Source organism: Methylobacterium sp. yr668 (genome assembly GCF_900116245.1).
GTDB lineage: Bacteria > Pseudomonadota > Alphaproteobacteria > Rhizobiales > Beijerinckiaceae > Methylobacterium.
Map to the genome: position 1 here is coordinate 32791 of NZ_FOZY01000023.1, position 15653 is coordinate 48443.

The 15653-nt window shown below is 71.1% G+C and carries 15 protein-coding genes and 1 pseudogene; 12 read left to right on the top strand and 4 right to left on the bottom strand.

All coding sequences use genetic code 11. The features are described 5' to 3' along the window. Positions 1–5: 5 nt before the first annotated feature. Positions 6–1196, bottom strand: coding sequence for an L-aspartate--glyoxylate aminotransferase BhcA (gene bhcA / locus BM419_RS23085; protein WP_056530226.1), 1191 nt, complete (start codon positions 1194–1196; stop codon positions 6–8). A 188-nt stretch (positions 1197–1384) separates the two neighbouring features. Between bhcA and bhcR the strand changes: the two genes are divergently transcribed. Next, entirely contained in the window at positions 1385–2245 is an 861-nt protein-coding gene (bhcR, locus tag BM419_RS23090; protein ID WP_020094515.1) for an HTH-type transcriptional regulator BhcR, read from the top strand. 23 nt (positions 2246–2268) lie between these two features. Here bhcR and BM419_RS23095 read toward each other — a convergent pair whose 3' ends face one another. Further along, a complete protein-coding gene (locus BM419_RS23095; protein ID WP_056530886.1) occupies positions 2269–2514 on the bottom strand; it encodes a hypothetical protein in 246 nt (81 codons plus the stop codon). A gap of 257 nt (positions 2515–2771) precedes the next feature. Between BM419_RS23095 and BM419_RS23100 the strand changes: the two genes are divergently transcribed. The 5 genes from BM419_RS23100 (at position 2772) to BM419_RS23115 (ending at position 9743) form a co-directional block, all read left to right on the top strand. Then, complete coding sequence (locus tag BM419_RS23100) at positions 2772–3401, top strand: phospholipase A2 family protein (protein ID WP_026605148.1); 630 nt, start codon at positions 2772–2774, stop codon at positions 3399–3401. 105 nt (positions 3402–3506) lie between these two features. Next, on the top strand, positions 3507–5819 hold the full coding sequence (locus BM419_RS23105) for a CHASE domain-containing protein (protein WP_056530223.1): 2313 nt from the start codon (positions 3507–3509) through the stop codon (positions 5817–5819). A gap of 143 nt (positions 5820–5962) precedes the next feature. Continuing rightward, positions 5963–8002 (top strand): YgiQ family radical SAM protein, encoded by a 2040-nt coding sequence (locus tag BM419_RS23110; protein WP_091927794.1) that lies wholly within the window; start codon positions 5963–5965, stop codon positions 8000–8002. A 104-nt stretch (positions 8003–8106) separates the two neighbouring features. Then, on the top strand, positions 8107–8451 hold the full coding sequence (locus BM419_RS32540; RefSeq protein ID WP_175556355.1) for a hypothetical protein: 345 nt from the start codon (positions 8107–8109) through the stop codon (positions 8449–8451). Continuing rightward, positions 8448–9743 (top strand): hydantoinase/carbamoylase family amidase, encoded by a 1296-nt coding sequence (locus BM419_RS23115; protein WP_056530217.1) that lies wholly within the window; start codon positions 8448–8450, stop codon positions 9741–9743. Before BM419_RS32540 ends, BM419_RS23115 begins: the two co-directional genes overlap by 4 nt. Here the strand turns inward: BM419_RS23115 and BM419_RS23120 are convergent. After that, entirely contained in the window at positions 9718–10410 is a 693-nt protein-coding gene (locus tag BM419_RS23120; RefSeq protein WP_056530214.1) for a winged helix-turn-helix transcriptional regulator, read from the bottom strand. The genes BM419_RS23115 and BM419_RS23120 overlap by 26 nt on opposite strands. Before the next feature lie 99 nt (positions 10411–10509). Here BM419_RS23120 and BM419_RS23125 point away from each other — a divergent pair, with 99 nt between their 5' ends. From BM419_RS23125 to BM419_RS23145, 5 genes are all read left to right on the top strand, one after another. Continuing rightward, a complete protein-coding gene (locus tag BM419_RS23125) occupies positions 10510–11301 on the top strand; it encodes a VOC family protein (RefSeq protein ID WP_056530210.1) in 792 nt (263 codons plus the stop codon). A 13-nt stretch (positions 11302–11314) separates the two neighbouring features. Next, positions 11315–11815: a VOC family protein gene (locus tag BM419_RS23130; RefSeq protein ID WP_020094506.1), complete on the top strand. Its 501-nt coding sequence runs from the start codon at positions 11315–11317 to the stop codon at positions 11813–11815. Next, positions 11808–12473, top strand: a complete 666-nt coding sequence (locus tag BM419_RS23135; protein WP_056530206.1) for a dihydrofolate reductase family protein — start codon at positions 11808–11810, stop codon at positions 12471–12473. The genes BM419_RS23130 and BM419_RS23135 overlap by 8 nt, the downstream gene beginning before the upstream one ends. A 274-nt stretch (positions 12474–12747) precedes the next feature. Beyond that, on the top strand, positions 12748–13284 hold the full coding sequence (locus BM419_RS23140; RefSeq protein WP_042670241.1) for a glyoxalase superfamily protein: 537 nt from the start codon (positions 12748–12750) through the stop codon (positions 13282–13284). Positions 13285–13743: 459 nt separating this feature from the next. Continuing rightward, entirely contained in the window at positions 13744–14718 is a 975-nt protein-coding gene (locus BM419_RS23145) for a sterol desaturase family protein (RefSeq protein WP_082557980.1), read from the top strand. Positions 14719–15005: 287 nt separating this feature from the next. On the opposite strand, the pseudogene BM419_RS32970 reads toward BM419_RS23145, so the two are convergent. Continuing rightward, positions 15006–15209: pseudogene (locus BM419_RS32970) on the bottom strand (transposase); the annotation flags it as partial. A 97-nt stretch (positions 15210–15306) separates the two neighbouring features. Here BM419_RS32970 and BM419_RS23155 point away from each other — a divergent pair. Next, the gene (locus BM419_RS23155; protein WP_056526985.1) at positions 15307–15648 is read left to right on the top strand and encodes an MmcQ/YjbR family DNA-binding protein; all 342 of its coding nucleotides are present in this window, start codon (positions 15307–15309) and stop codon (positions 15646–15648) included. Positions 15649–15653: the final 5 nt, after the last annotated feature.

Here is a 15653-nt window from a genome sequence, read left to right on the forward strand (position 1 = left end):
CCCCCTCAGGCGGCGGCGCGCAGGGCGGCGGCCGGGGCGCGGCGGTACACCGCCTGCGCGGCCGCGACCCCCGATCCCAGCGCGATGCGCAGGCCGAGATCGGCCATCGCCATCTCGGCGGCGGCGATCCCCGACAGCGCCATCACATCCGTGAGGCTGCCGAGGTGGCCGATGCGGAAGACCTTCCCGGCGACCTCGCCGAGGCCCACCCCGAAGGCGACGTCGTAGTGGCGCGCCGCGTGGGTGACGATCCGCGTGGCGTCGAAGCCCTCCGGGGTGCGGATCGCGCTCACCGTGTCCGAGTAGAGGTCCGGGCGCGCGGCGCAGAGTTCCAGGCCCCAGGCGGCGACGGCGGCGCGGATCCCGTCCGCGATGCGGCGGTGCCGGGCGAAGACGGTCTCGAGCCCCTCGGCCAGGAGCAGCTCCGTCGACAGCTTCAGGCCGTTCAGGAGCCCGACCGCCGGCGTGTAGGGATAGGCGCCATTGGGGTAGCCCTTCGCCATGTCGCGGATGTCGAAATAGGTCCGCGGCAGCGTCGCCGTCGCCGTGGCGGCCATGGCCTTGGGCGAGAACGCCACGATGGCGAGGCCCGCGGGCAGCATGAAGCCCTTCTGCGAGCCCGTCACGGCGACATCGACGCCCCACTCGTCCATGCGGAAATCCATGGACGCGATCGAGCTGACGCCGTCGACCAGCAGCAGAGCCGGGTGGTTGCTGGCATCCAGCGCGCGGCGCACGGCGGCGACGTCCGAGCGGACGCCGGTCGCCGTCTCGTTGTGCGTGACGAGCACGGCCCGGATGCGGTGCGCCTTGTCGGCCGCGAGGGCCTCGGCGAAGCGATCTGCCGGAAGCCCCTCGCCCCACGGGGCTTCGATCATCCGGACATCAAGGCCGTGGCGGCGCGTCATGTCGATCCAGCGGTGGCTGAACATGCCGTGGCGCGCCGCCAGCACCGTGTCGCCGGCGCTGAGCGTGTTGGAGAGCGCGGTCTCCCAGCCGCCCGTCGCCGTCGACGGGAAGATGAACACCTCGGCGTCCTCGCTCTTCAGGACCTTCTTCACGCCGGCGAGCGCCGGATGAAGGATCTGCGCGAACAGCGGCGACCGGTGATCCAGCGTCGGCATGTCGGCCGCGCGGCGAAGCACTTCCGGCATATTGGTCGGGCCGGGAATGAAGACGGGATTCTGTGCGAACATCGGCGGCGCTCTCCTCCAATACGGGAACGATAGCACCGCCGACACCGTATTGATATTTTCTTGAAAAACTTTTTCATCGACGAGTGAAGCGCAAAAAGACACGCTGTGGCAACGTCTTACCTTTTTCCGTTGTGAGAAAAATTTTTCCATCCTAGGAATCGCGCGGGATCGGCGAAGGCGAGGACGCCATGGATTCGGGAAACCGGCGGCGCGGGCGGCCGAAGGGGTTCGGAGGCGCCAAGCCGGCGGCGACCATCCAGGCGCTTGACCGCGCCCTCGATGTCCTCGACGTCCTGGCGGGCGGCGACGGGCTGACGCTCTCGGAACTAGCCGGCAGGCTCGAGCAATCCGTGGCGACCATGCACCGGGTCCTCGCGACGCTCGAGCGCCGCGGCCTCGTCGAGATCAGCGCCGACAAGCAGGAGTGGCACGTCGGTGCGGAGGCCTACCGGCTCGGATCGGCGTTCCTGCGCCGCCACAACGTCGTCGAGCGGAGCCGGTCGATGATGTGGACGCTGATGCAGGAGACGGGCGAGACCTCCAATCTCGGCGTCGAGAAGGACGGCAACGTCCTGTTCGTCAGCCAGGTGGAGACCCACGAGACGATCCGCGCCTTCTTCCCGCCGGGCTCCCTGTCGCCGCTGCACGCGTCGGGCATCGGGAAGGCTCTGCTGAGCACCTACGCGCCGGCCCGGACCGAGCGCCTGTTCCGGGGAAAGACCTTCGCGCGGTTCACCGACAAGACCATCGGCTCACTGGACCAGCTGCGCGACGACGTCGAGGCGACCCGCCGCCGGGGCTACGCGATCGACGACGAGGAGCGGAGCATCGGGATGCGCTGCGTCGCCGCCCCGATCCTCAACGTCCACGGCGAGGCTATCGCGGGGATCTCGGTGTCGGGGCCGACGCACCGGCTGTCCGACGAGAAGCTGCGCGCGATCGGCGAGCGGGTGCGGAGAGGCGCCGCCGCGGTCTCGCGCGCCCTCGGCGCGCCCGCCGCGACGATGACCGCGACGCCCGACGCGCCGGGCGAGCCTGACCAGGACTGACCAGCGGTGCGGCGAGGCGCGCCCTAGCGCCCGGGATGCGGGCGGCGCGGATCGACGGTGCCGACCGCCGACGGGGGCCTGCCGTCGCCGTCGAGGATACCGGCGCGCCCGTCCGGCGCCGTCCGCGGATCCGCGAGCGTCGCGCGGCCCTGGAGGCCGCCGGGGGCGGTGACGGCCGGGATGCCGGCGGGGGCGGTGAAGCTCTGCGCCAGGGCGGGCCCGGACAGGCCGATCCCGATCACGGCGCCGATCAGAAGACGAGAGGTCATGGCGGAGGTCCAGCTCAGGTCTGTCGCCGGGATCATCCCGGCCGCGTTACGCCTCGATGTGGGATCCGCGACCCCGGGGTCCAACACGCGGGATGAGCCCCCGTGCGCCCGCGCACTGCGCCGCGTGCCGCGCCGCCCGGGCGGTGCCGCCCCGCGGCCCGCGTCCGCCCCGCAGGGCTCCGTGACCGTGGCGGGCGAAAGTCCGGAACGGAGAAGCCGAGCTTCGAGTTGAGGGGCCGCTGAATCAGGGGCCATCCGTGAGACCGTCTCTCCTCGCCACGCTCGGGCTTCTGCTCGTCGCCTACCCGCACGCGTCCGGGGCGCAGGGCGTTCCAGACTCGCGAGGCGTCCAGAGCGTCCAAGACGTGCAGGATGTCCGAGACCTGCCGGCCGCGACCGTCGAGCCGGGCGAGCCTCGCCCGGGACCGCCCCCGCCGCTCCCGGACATCTCGGACCCGAACGGCCGGGCCGGCGAGGCCCTGAACGAGCCCGGCGAGCGCTCCGGCATCCCGAAGGCCCTGCGCTCCTCCGGATCGAAGGCGGGCGGGCCGGCCAACGATCTCAACCCGAGCGGGCAGGCAGAGGCGCCGGCACCGCCGAAGGGCGACCTGGGCCGGGTCATCGCCGGCAAGGAGCTGTTCCACGGCAATTACTGCGGCACGGGTCAGCGCGGCGAGGGGCTGCCGCCGACCGACGCCCTCGATGCCGCGTGCATGCGCCACGACGCCTGCTACGACGCGGCGGGCTACCGTTCGTGCGCCTGCGACGCGACGCTGAGGCGCGAGGCTTCCACCGTGTCGGACAGCCCGGACGCGGCGCTGGAGGTGCGGCGCCGGGCGCTGAGCGTGATCGAGGCTACCGCCGCGATGGCGTGCCGCGCGCCCTGAGCGCCCGCCGCGATGCGGGGATCTCGCCCCGGTGACGCCACCATGGACTTGCATCCCGGCGCATGCCTGCTTTCACGGGCCGCAGTCGAAGTCCGGTCTCGCCCCTTGTCCCACCGCACCGCATCGCAGGGTCCTGTCGCGCCCGCCGCCCGCCGCGGGGCGGGCGCGGCGCGCTGGATCCCGCCCGCGATCCTGGCCGCCGGCCTCCTCGCGACCGGGCTGAGCACGGCCCTCACCTGGCAGGCGGCGGCGCTGCGCGACCGCATGACCTTCGAGCACGCCACCGAGATCGAGCTGCGCACGGTCGAGGACCAGTTCCGCACCTACACCGCCCTCCTGCGCGGCGCCGCCGGCCTGTTCGCCGCCGAAGGCGCCACCGTCACGCTGGCCCAGTTCCGGGCCTACGTGCAGCGGATCGAGCTGCAGCGCCTCTATCCCGGGTTCCTCGGCATCGGCTTCACGCCGACCCTGCCCGCCTCCGCGCGGGAGACGTTCGCCGCGCGCGCCGCGGCCCTGGGCGTCGAGAATGCCCGGGTCCGGCCGCCGACCGACAACCCGATGATCAGCCCGGTCCTGTTCGCCGAGCCGCCGAACCCGCGCAACCTCGCCGCCATCGGCTACGACGTGATGTCGGACCCGGTGCGGCGCGACATGGTCGAGCGGGCCCGCGACACCGGCCAGCCGGCCGCCTCGGCGCGGATCCAGCTCGTGCAGGAGATCGACGCGAACAAGCAGGCGGGCTTCCTCGTCGCCATGCCGGTCTATGCCGGCGGCGCCGTGCCGCCGGACCTCGAGGACCGGCGGCGGCGCTTCCTGGGCTTCGTGTTCGGCGCCTTCCGGGCCGACGACCTGTTCAACAGCATCGTGGCGGCGGAGGCCGAGGAGGACGCGGCCTTCGCCATCTACGACGGCGCGCCGAGCGAGGCGAACCTGCTGCACCGGTCCGCGCGGGCCTCCGCCGCCGGGGCGGGGCGCCTCACCCGCGAGGCGCATCTCGAGCTCGGCGGCCGCACCTGGACCGTGGCGTTCGCGCAGCGCGTCTCGCCCCGGCGCGGCTCGGCGCTGCCGGAGATCTGGCTCGTCTGCGGCGGCGGCCTGTTCGCCACCGCCCTGCTGGCCTTCGCGGCCTACCGGCAGCGCCGCACGCAGGACGAGATCCGCCAGCTCAACGCGTCGCTGGAGGCCCGCGTCGAGGAGCGGACGCGCGATCTCCGGGCGGCGGCCGACCGTCTGCGGCAGGCCGGGGAGGAGCGGGCGCGCATGGAGGAGGCGCTGCGCCAGTCGCAGAAGATGGAGGCGGTGGGCCAGCTCACCGGCGGGCTGGCGCACGACTTCAACAACCTTCTGGCGGGCATCTCGGGCTCGCTGGAGCTCATCGAGGCCCGCATCGCCCAGGGGCGGTCGAAGGATGTCGGCAAGTACATCGCCGCCGCCCAGGGCGCCGCCCGGCGGGCCGCGGCCCTCACCCACCGCCTGCTCGCGTTCTCGCGCCGCCAGACGCTGGCGCCCAGGGCGATCGACGCCGATCGGCTGGTCCGCGGGATGCTCGACCTGATCCAGCGCACGGTCGGGCCGAGCGTCGAGGTGCGGCACGTCGGGGCGGACGGGCTCTGGGCCGCGCTCGCGGACCCGTCCCAGCTGGAGAACGCGCTCCTGAACCTCTGCATCAACGCGCGGGACGCGATGCCCGGGGGCGGCCGGATCACCATCGAGACCGACAACCGCTGGATCGACCGGCAGCAGGCCGACGCCCAGGACATGCCGGAGGGGCCGTACCTGTCGCTGTGCGTGTCCGATACCGGCACCGGCATGCCCCCGGAGGTCGTCGCCCGGGCCTTCGACCCGTTCTTCACCACCAAGCCGATGGGCGAGGGCACCGGCCTCGGCCTGTCGATGATCTACGGCTTCGCCAAGCAATCCGGCGGGCAGGTCCGGATCACCTCGACGGTCGGCCGGGGCACGAACGTGTGCATCTACCTGCCGCGGCACTTCGGCGAGGCGGACGCGGACGGGCCCGACCCGGGCAGGGGCCTGATGGCGCAGGCCGAGGCGGGCGAGACCGTGCTGATCGTGGACGACGAGCCGACGGTGCGCATGCTGGTGACGGACGTGCTGAGCGACCTCGGCTACACGGCGATCGAGGCCGCGGACGGCGCGGGCGGGCTCAGCGTGCTGCAATCGGGCGCGCGGATCGACCTGCTCGTCACGGATGTCGGCCTGCCCGGCGGCATGAACGGGCGCCAGATGGCCGACGCCGCCCGGGTCGGCCGACCGGAGCTGAAGGTGCTGTTCATCACCGGCTTCTCCGAGACCGCGCTGCCGGGCGACGGGCGTCTCGAGCCCGGCATGGCGGTGCTGACGAAGCCCTTCGCCGTGGAGGCCCTGGCCGCCCGCATCCGCGAGCTGATCGCGCGCTGAGCCGGGCCGGCCGCGACGGCGGCGCATCGCCTGTCTCGAGGTGCGCCGGATCGGCGCAGGGCGCCCTCGGGCGGCACGGCCGCGGCCACCGCCGCCCTGCCATTCGTTGAGATCGCGGCCCCGGAGGCCTATGCAGGGACACCATGGAACTCCAAGCGTCCACCGTCCGTCCCCTGGCGCCCCCCGTCCGCACGCCGTCGCCGCGCGGGCCCGCTGCGCCGTTCCTGCCCATGAGCCGCGCCGAGATGGCGGCCCTGGGATGGGAGTCCTGCGACATCGTGCTGGTGACCGGTGACGCCTACGTGGACCACCCGAGCTTCGGCATGGCCATCATCGGCCGGCTGCTCGAATCGCAGGGCTTCCGGGTCGGCATCATCGCCCAGCCCGACTGGCACTCGGCGGAGCCGTTCAAGGCGCTCGGCAAGCCGAACCTGTTCTTCGGCGTCACCGGCGGCAACCTCGATTCGATGGTGAACCGCTACACGGCGGACCGGCGGTTGCGCCACGACGACGCCTACACGGCCGGCGGCGAGGGCGGCCGGCGCCCGGACCGCTGCACCATCGTCTACACGCAGCGCTGCCGCGAGGCCTTCAAGGACGTCCCGGTCGTGCTCGGCGGCATCGAGGCGTCGCTGCGCCGGATCGCGCACTACGATTACTGGTCCGACAAGGTGCGCCGCTCGATCCTGGCCGACGCCAAGGCGGACCTGCTGATCTACGGCAACGCCGAGCGCGCCGTGGTCGAGGTGGCGAACCGCCTCGCGGCCGGCGAGGCGCCGCACCAGCTCGACGCGATCCGGGGCGTCGCCCTGTTCCGCCGCGTGCCCGCCCACTACAACGAGCTGCCCGCCGACGACCTCGACTCGACGGACGAGGCCGCCACCCGCCGGCCCGGCGAGACCGTGATCCGGCTGCCCGCCTACGACGAGGTCAAGGACGACAAGGAGGCCTACGCCCGCGCCTCGCGCGTGCTGCACCGGGAGGCCAATCCCGGCAACGCGCGCCCCCTCGTCCAGCGCCACGGCGACCGCGACCTGTGGCTCAACCCGCCGCCGATCCCGCTGACCAGCGACGAGATGGACGCGGTCTACGACCTCCCCTACGCCCGCGCCCCGCACCCGTCCTACGGCGACGCGAAGATCCCCGCCTGGGACATGATCAAGTTCTCGGTGACGATCATGCGCGGCTGCTTCGGTGGCTGCACCTTCTGCTCGATCACCGAGCACGAGGGCCGCGTCATCCAGAACCGCTCGGAGGGCTCGATCCTGCGCGAGATCGAGCGGATCCGCGACAAGACCCCGGGCTTCACGGGCGTGATCTCGGATGTCGGCGGGCCGACGGCGAACATGTACCGGATGGCCTGCAAGGACCCGAAGATCGAGGCGGCGTGCCGGCTGCCCTCCTGCGTCTTCCCGGACGTCTGCCCGAACCTGAACACCTCGCATGACGACCTGATCCGGCTCTACCGGAAGGTCCGCGAGGTGAAGGGCGTCAAGAAGGTGATGGTCGCCTCGGGCGTGCGCTACGACCTCGCGGTGAAGAGCCCCGAATACATCAAGGAGCTCGTCACCCACCATGTCGGCGGGCGCCTGAAGATCGCGCCCGAGCACACCGAGCGCGGCCCCCTCGACAAGATGATGAAGCCAGGGATCGGCACCTACGACCGGTTCAAGGAGATGTTCGACGCCGCCGCCAAGGAGGCGGGTAAGAAGTACTACCTGATCCCGTACTTCATCGCGGCGCATCCGGGCACGACCGACGAGGACATGATGCACCTCGCGCTCTGGCTCAAGAAGAACAACTACCGCGCCGACCAAGTCCAGACGTTCCTGCCCTCGCCGATGGCGACCGCAACCGCGATGTACCACACCGAGATCAACACGCTGCGGGGCGTGAAACGCGGCGGCAGCGAGTCGGTCGAGGCGATCAAGGGCCTGCGCCAGCGCCGGCTGCACAAGGCGTTCCTGCGCTACCACGACCCCGAGAACTGGCCCCTGCTGCGCGAGGCGCTGCGGGAGATGGGCCGCGCCGATCTCATCGGGCCGCGGCCGGACCAGCTGGTGCCGTTCTCGCAGCCGCCGGGGACCGGCGCCGGGGCGGGCCGGACGGGCGGCCAGCCGCGACCCCGCTACACGGGCGGCGGCCAGCGCTTCACCACGAAGGGCGTGCCGCTGCGCAAGTGACGGTTCGTGACGGGTCCGGCGCGCCGTAACGAATTGATACGCGCCGGCCATATTGCCGCGCGGCCGGCCGGTCAGCCTCACCGGCGATCGACACGGAGGTCGCGATGGCTGTCGCCTGCCCTGTTCTGACGCCCGAAGAGCGCAAGGCGTCCGAGATCCTGGACGCCGCGCAGCGCGCGATGATGGAGACGGTGCAGGCGGCAGTGGCGGAGGCCGCCGCGCGGGTGCGCCAGCAGAACCTCGATGCCGGCCTCGACCTCGCCCCGCCGCCCCGGGCCTATTTCGAGTCCGTGGTGCACCAGCGGATGTACCTGACGCTCTGCGGGGCGGCGGTCGGCACGTTCGCGGGCGGCGACGCCAGGACGGCGATCGGCCTCATCCGGAATCAGCAGCTGATCGCCAACCGCTACTGGAGGGCCGGGATCGCGGTGACGCCGAGGGCGCCGTGACGGCGGCGCCCGAGAGCGCCGCCGGGATCGTCCTGGCGCGCGTCGACCGGCTCGCCGGGATCAGCGCCTACCCGTGGACCCTGACGCGGCGCGTCTTCAGCCCGCAGCAGGCCGAGGCCGAGGCGCTCGTCCTCGGCTGGATGGCGGAGGCCGGCCTGTCGGCCCGGCGCGATCCCGCCGGCAACCTCGTCGGCCGGATTGAGGGCGCGGTTCCGGGCGGCCCGGCCGTCGTCGTCGGGGGCCACGTCGACACGCGCGAGGATGCCGGCCGCTACGACGGGACGCTCGGCGTGCTGATCGGCATCGCCGCCGTCGAGCGCCTGATCCGGCACGGACCGCCGCCGCGCCACGCGGTCGAGGTCGTCGCCTTCGTCGCGGACGCGGCCGGCCGGTTCGGTCCCCGGCAGCTCGGCAGCCGGGCCGTGGTCGGGCGGCTCGCCCCGGACGCGCTGGACTGGGACGACGCCTACGGCGTCACCCTGCGTCGCGCCCTGGAGGCGCACGGGCTCGACCCGGCGCGCCTCGCGAGCGCGCGCCGGGCCTCGGACGCGATCCTGGCCTATCTCGAGGTCGCCGCCGAGGCCGGCCCCGTGCTGGAGCGATCGGGAGCGCCGGTCGGGATCGTGCCGGCCCTGTCGGAATCGACGATGCTCCGGGTCACGCTGACGGGCGCCGCCGTCGACGCGGCGGCGAACCCGATGCCGGGCCGGTGGGACGCCCTCGCCGGGGCGGCCGAATGCGTCCTCGCCGCCGAGCGCGTCGGCCTGGCGCGGGAGGGGGTCACCGTCACGGTCATGCGCCTCGACGTCGCGCCGGTGCCGACCTTCGTGGTCGCGGGGGCGGCGACACTGGGCGTCCGCGTCGATTCCGCCGACGACGGCGCGCGGCGCGCGGCCCTGGCGGAACTCGCCGCGGCGCTCGAGGCGGTCGCGGCGCGGCGCTGGCTGGGGATCACCGTCGAGCGCAGCGTCGATCCCGACGCCACCCGGTGCGATCCCGGTCTGGTCCGCCTGTTCGAGGAGGCCGTCGAGGCCGCGGGACACCGCGCCGTGCGGCTGGCGCAGGGTGTGACCACCGACGCGTCCCACATGGCCCTGCTCGGACCGATCGGCCTCGCGCTGATCCGCTGTCGGGGCGGCGTCGGCTGGGGGGCGGCGGGGACCGTCGACCCGGCGGACGTCGCGGTCGGCCTCGACGTGCTCGCCGGCGTTGTCGGCGCGCTCGCGGGCGGCGCGCCCTCCCCGCGCGAGCCGCGGGACGGGCACCTCAGCCCGCCTTGGCCGGCAGGGTGAAGAGGTCGATGAAGGACCGCGCCAGGTCGGCGGGGCCCGCGACGGCGAGCGTCCCGCCGGCGCCGTCCCGGTCCAGCGGCGCCTTGCCGTAGACCGTGCGGCGCATCGCCATCGTGTCGCCGGTGAAGGCGAGGTCGGGCGCCTCGGCGACGCCCCGCCGCACGCGGATCTCGCCGCCGGCCACCGTCGCGACGAAGTCCTCGCCTGGGAAGTGGAAAGCGACCGTCGCCGACAGCGCCGACGCCCGCCCGCGGTCGACCAGGGCCTCGAGCGACATCATGGCCGACGCCCCCGACATGAACAGGCTCGGATCGTGCCGCGGCGAGCGGGCGGCCCAGCGGCCCAGATCGCGCATCAGCGGCGCGGCCTCGCGGCCCCAGTCGGTGAGATCGTAGACCTGCACGTTGGCCGGCGACGGCAGCCGGTAGCGCAGGGCGATGCCCGCCGCTGCCAAGCTCTCCAGCCGCTGCGTCAGCACGTTCGCGCTGATCCCCGGGAGGTTTGCCCGGATCTCGCTGAACCGCCGGGGACCGTAGACCAGCTCGCGCATGATCAGCAGCGACCAGCGCTCGCCGATGAACTCCAGCGCGAGGGCCGTGCCGCAGGCGTCGTCGTACAGGCGCTCGCGAGGCCGGGATGCTAGATCGGTTATTTTTTCTGACTTCATGGTTGCTTTGTGTAACCGAGAATGCGAGCCTGGGCAAAGCGGGGCCGGAGGGGGCGCCGCGCAGCGGCCGCAGCGCCGATTGTCACGGAGGAGCGCCCGATGCCACCCGCCGAGGGGACACCCATCTGGTTCGAGCTGAACGCGTCCGACCCGGACGCCGCGCAGGCCTTCTACGAGGCGGTCGCCGGCTGGCGCGTCGCGCCGTCGCCGATGCCCGAGCACGGCGGCTACCGGATCGCGGAGGCCGACGGGGCGCCCGTGGCCGGAATCCGGCGGCCGATGCCCGAGGCCCCCGGCCTCCCCGGCTGGGCGGTCTACCTCGCGACCTCGGACGTCGACGCCCTGGCTTCCCGCGCGGTCGATCTCGGCGGCGCGGTCCGGTTCGGGCCCGTCGACATCCCCCATGTCGGCCGCTTCGCCATGGTGAGCGACCCGCAGGGCGTGGTCTTCGCCGCGATGAATCCGGCCCGTCCCGGCGCGAGCCGGGCCTTCGGGCCGGTGCCGCTCGAGACGGAGCGGACGCGCGGCCACGGCGTCTGGATCGAGCTCGCCACCCCCGATCCCGCGGCGGCCCTCGCCTTCTACGGGGCGCTGTTCGGCTGGGAGAAGCTCGGTGCCATGCCGATGGGCGACTTGGGCGAGTACGCCTTCATCGGGCGGGGCGACCTGCGCCCCGGCGCGGTGATGTCGAGCGCGGCCACCGGCGCGCCGGCCCGCTGGAACTGGTACATCCACGTCGCCGACATCGACGCCGCGCTCGCGACCGTCCGGGCGGCGGGCGGCACGGTCCTCCAGGGACCCGACCCGATCCCCGGCGGCAGCTACGCGGCCAACATCGCCGATCCGGCGGGCCACCAGCTCGGCCTCGCCGGCCCGCGGCAAGCCACGTGAGGAGCGTCCGGCCATGACGAGCGACAAGCTGACGACCTGCCTGTGGTTCGATCGCGGCGAGGCCCGCAAGGCCGCGGACTTCTACGCCGCGACCTTCCCCGACAGCCATGTCGGCGCGCCCATGAACGCCCCCTCGGATTTCCCCGGCGGGTCCGCGGGCGACGAACTCACGGTCGCGTTCACCGTCCTCGGCCGTCCGTTCGTCGGCCTGAACGGCGGCCCGGCCTTCCGGGCCAACCAGGCGGTCAGCTTCATGGTGCTGACCGACGATCAAGCGGAGACCGACCGCTACTGGGACGCCGTCGTGGGCCACGGCGGCGCGGAGAGCGCGTGCGGCTGGTGCACGGACCGCTGGGGCTTCTCCTGGCAGATCACGCCGCGCGCGCTCCTGCACGCCAACAGCCACCCCGACCGGGCTGCGGCCCGGCGCGCGTTCGAGGCCATGATGACCATGCGCAAGATCGACATCGCCCGGATCGAGGCTGCCCTCCGCGGGGACTCCGCCCATGCGTAAGATCACCGGCTCCCTCTTCCAGTCCCTCGACGGCGTGATCCAGGCACCGGGCGGTCCGGAGGAGGATCAGACCGGCTTCGCGCACGGCGGCTGGACCTTCCCGTACTTCGACGCGTCGCTCGCCGGGCCGATGGGCAAGCTGCTCGGCGGCGATTACGAGCTGCTGCTCGGCCGGCGCACCTACGAGATCTTCGCCGCCTACTGGCCGCACAACGCCGAGCAGCCGATCGGCGCGACCTTCAACGCGATCCGCAAGCATGTCGTGACCGGAAGCGACGCCGCCCTCGGCTGGAACAACAGCCGGCACCTCACCGGCGACCCCGTCGCGGCGGTCACCCGCCTCAAGGAGAGCGCGGGCCCCGACCTCCTCATCCAGGGCAGCAGCAGGCTCTATCCGGCGCTGCTTCCGGCGGGCCTCATCGACCGGCTCGTCCTGATCACATTCCCGGTCATGCTCGGCCGCGGCAAGCGCTGGTACGCGGACGACCCGGCGGCGGCCCGCACCTGGACGCTGGTCGAGCAGAGCCACTCGCCGAAGGGCGTCCACGTCGCGGTGTTCGCGCGGGACGGGGCGGTCCAGACCGGCAGTTTCGCCAGCAAACCACCCAGCGCGGACGAGATCGCGCTCCGCGAGCGCCAGGCGGCGGGTCGCTGGTAGACCGCCGCCTGCGGCAGCGACCGGCCGGCCGCGCGCACGGCACGGGGTCGTGACCCGTCGGAAGCCGGCAGGTCCCGTGTCAGCCTTCCCTCAAACCTCTTGGCGGCCGCGCCGCGGCCGGGGTAGCCTGCCGCCAGGCCGATGCGGCCTGCCGCTCGCCCCGGAACCGGGATGGTGAACGCATCGCGGACGACCCACCCCCACCGTGTCCCTGACCGGCGCCGGGTCGGCAATGCGGGCACCGACGGACCGACGCCGGCTCGGGGAGAGGACCATGACGACCGTCGATCAGGCCAAGACCATGGCCAAGCGGCTGCGCGCCGCGCTGGCAGCCCGCGACCTCGCCGTCCCGCACGCGGCCGCCCTCGAACTCGTCGCCGCCGGGCTGGGCTACGACGACTGGAACACCGCCTGCGCCGTCCTGGACCGGGACGCGGATGACGGCCCCCGTTTCCTGGAAGCGGTGCCGGTTCTGCGCATCTTCGACGAGGCCAAGGCGCGCGCGTTCTACTGCGGCTTTCTCGGCTTCACGCCCGGGTTCGAGCACCGGTTCGAGCCGGGTCTGCCGCTCTACATGGAGGTCGCCCGCGCGGGATTGCGATTGCACCTGACCGAGCACCACGGCGACGCCACCCCCGGCTCGACCGTGTTCGTGCCGATGCGCGGCATCCGGGCCTATCACCGGGCGCTCACCGACCAGCGCTACGGCTATGCCCGGCCCGGCATCGAGCAGGCGCCCTGGGGCGAGGTGCTGGAGGTGGCGGATCCGTTCGGGAACCGGTTGCGATTCTGCGAGCGCCGAACCGGGTGACCGGTCGGGCGGGCGGTCCGATCCGCCGCCGACCCAGCATCTGGACTCGATCGGCACCTGACGGCGACGACGGCGTTCAGAGCGACGCCCGAGGCGTGGTGTTGCCCTCGATCGCGAAGGCGGCCTGTGGGGAAAGGCCGATCCCGGGCGCATCCCCATCGCCGGCCGGGTCCCGATGCCGCCGGCGTGCTGGGCCCGCCTCCAGTCCGAAAGCGGATCGTAGGTGCCGGCCCGGAGCCCGTGCTGCAGCGCTCTCACCGCGACGGAGCCGCACGCTCGTATGGGTGCTCCCATAACGACCTTGATGTGGGTTAATAGGGGCGATCTCAAAAAACTTATTGAACATAGACACTAGGTCTAATATCTGACAATTTTTAGATCAATATTGAGAGAGCCGGCCACATCGCTTTGGTGCGCGCCTGCCTTTCTGGAATCGATTGAATTGCGTTGGAGGGAGCGATGACTGATTTTTTCAAGCAAATCATTCATGCGCCACAGTTGCTTATTACCTGGACAATGTTTTTCGGGTTCGGACTGGCATTTTATGTAGCTTATATTGCAAAGAACCGCGCGAAATTCTCATTCCGTGGACTTGCGAAGCACTGCGTGCCGTTCAATGTCCTCACGGAAAAAAGCTTCCACACAGATGTAAAAATATACATCATTGGAAAATTGACAGGCAGTTTCATCGTGATACCTGCCATATTTCTCACTGCTGTTTGCTGCAATGCATATAGTTCTCTCGCGCATCTACTTTTCCCGGATTTCAAGAACCTCGAGTTTAGTATTTTTTATGCCAGCATTTGCACGATCGTCGTGTTCGTTGTCGTGGAATTCTCGGATTTTATCTGCCATTATGTTGAGCATAAAGTGCCGTTCCTGTGGGAGCTTCATAAAGTCCATCATTCGGCGCAAACTCTGAACCCTCTGACATCGAAGCGAGGCCATCCCGTGGGGATGGCGCTCGAAGCCATCGTTCGAGGGCTTCTGACTGCCGTGCCCGGTGGCTTGTTCATGTTCCTGTTCGGTCTCAGCGTCGTTGAAGCAACGTCACTATCTTGGGTCGCATCGAAAGTTTTCATTCTTCTCACTCTCGATCCGCTGAAGCATTCGCATCTTCCGATAAGCTTGGGTTTCTTCGATAAATTCCTGATCAGCCCGCATATGCACCAGATACATCACAGCAAGGTGCAGGCGCATTGGGACAAAAATTTCGGTACAAATTTGTCTATATTCGATTGGATGTTCGGGACTGCCTACAGACCGAGTCGGAACGAGATGCCGGTATTCGGCATCTCTGGCCTCAAAGACGAAACGTTGATGAAATACAACTCTCTGTACGGGTCCTATGTCGCGCCTCTGACCAGGAGCTACAGAAAGATCCGGAAAATGTTCAATCATGAAACAGGCTCAACCGAGCGATCGGCATCCTAGCTGGGGGCTCATTCAGGCCCATGCGATGACACGGGAGACGAGCGCGACGGCGGCGAGATGATCATGGGTCAAGCGATCGTGGTGGGTCGTGACGGGCCGCCAGTTTCTGAGGTGTCCGCAAAGGCACGCGACTCGATTGCGTCGCCGGTCGGCGATCCGGCTGTGCTTGTAGGGCACCGTCCGCGTGGCCGTGGACGGGATGGTGGCGATCAGTTCGGTGGCTCTTGAGCCAATCCCCCAGGCTCTGCGCGTCGCAGGCTCTGTCGGCCGTCAGAGCCCGTGATGAGCCACCTGTTGTAGCGGTTGTGGATCGTCGTGTGGGTGCCGTGGGCGGAGGGCGTGTCCTGCCAGCGGCAGCCGACCTTCGGGACGTGCCGGATGCCGCTGATCACCCGCCTGTCGTCGATCCGAGGTTTGCCCGGTTGGCCATGCGGCAGAAGCGGCTCGATCCGCGCCCAGGCGTCGTCTGAGAGCCAGAACAACCGCGCCATCGCGATCCTCTCGCGCGGAGAACTCCACAATCAGGAAGCGGACGCGAGCGGACGCAGATCGTTGTATGAGTGCCCGAACTAGGGGAGGAGGGCCGCGATGGGCGTCGATATCGCGCGCGTGAAGGCGCTCATCGCGACGTTGGAGGCTGTGACCTCCGCCCCCCACTTCCACAGGACGGCCTTCCGGACGCCGCGCAAGACCTTCGCGACGCTGGACGAGGTGGGCCACGACATCAACCTGATGTTCGACCCGGACCTGCGCGACTTCTTCTGCGAGCAGGTGCCGGCGGCTTTCAGCCCCGTTCCGGGCGGCTGGGGGCGGATGGGCGCGACGCGGTGCGACCTCGCGATCGTCGACGAGGCGACCCTGATGTCGGCCCTGACGGCGGCCCACCGGCTCGCCGCGCCGAAGCCGCGCGCGCGGCGCGGCGGCGCCTGAGACCG

Excerpts from the sequence above, each read along its gene's own strand:
- BM419_RS23135 (WP_056530206.1), top strand. The coding sequence starts at position 11,808 with ATGCGTAAGATCACCGGCTCCCTCTTCCAGTCCCTCGACGGCGTGATC.
- BM419_RS23120 (WP_056530214.1), bottom strand. The coding sequence starts at position 10,410 with ATGAAGTCAGAAAAAATAACCGATCTAGCATCCCGGCCTCGCGAGCGC.
- BM419_RS32540 (WP_175556355.1), top strand. The coding sequence starts at position 8,107 with ATGGCTGTCGCCTGCCCTGTTCTGACGCCCGAAGAGCGCAAGGCGTCC.
- BM419_RS23145 (WP_082557980.1), top strand. The coding sequence starts at position 13,744 with ATGACTGATTTTTTCAAGCAAATCATTCATGCGCCACAGTTGCTTATT.
- BM419_RS23125 (WP_056530210.1), top strand. The coding sequence starts at position 10,510 with ATGCCACCCGCCGAGGGGACACCCATCTGGTTCGAGCTGAACGCGTCC.
- BM419_RS23110 (WP_091927794.1), top strand. The coding sequence starts at position 5,963 with ATGGAACTCCAAGCGTCCACCGTCCGTCCCCTGGCGCCCCCCGTCCGC.
- BM419_RS23095 (WP_056530886.1), bottom strand. The coding sequence starts at position 2,514 with ATGACCTCTCGTCTTCTGATCGGCGCCGTGATCGGGATCGGCCTGTCC.
- bhcA (WP_056530226.1), bottom strand. The coding sequence starts at position 1,196 with ATGTTCGCACAGAATCCCGTCTTCATTCCCGGCCCGACCAATATGCCG.
- BM419_RS23140 (WP_042670241.1), top strand. The coding sequence starts at position 12,748 with ATGACGACCGTCGATCAGGCCAAGACCATGGCCAAGCGGCTGCGCGCC.
- BM419_RS23155 (WP_056526985.1), top strand. The coding sequence starts at position 15,307 with ATGGGCGTCGATATCGCGCGCGTGAAGGCGCTCATCGCGACGTTGGAG.
- BM419_RS23130 (WP_020094506.1), top strand. The coding sequence starts at position 11,315 with ATGACGAGCGACAAGCTGACGACCTGCCTGTGGTTCGATCGCGGCGAG.
- bhcR (WP_020094515.1), top strand. The coding sequence starts at position 1,385 with ATGGATTCGGGAAACCGGCGGCGCGGGCGGCCGAAGGGGTTCGGAGGC.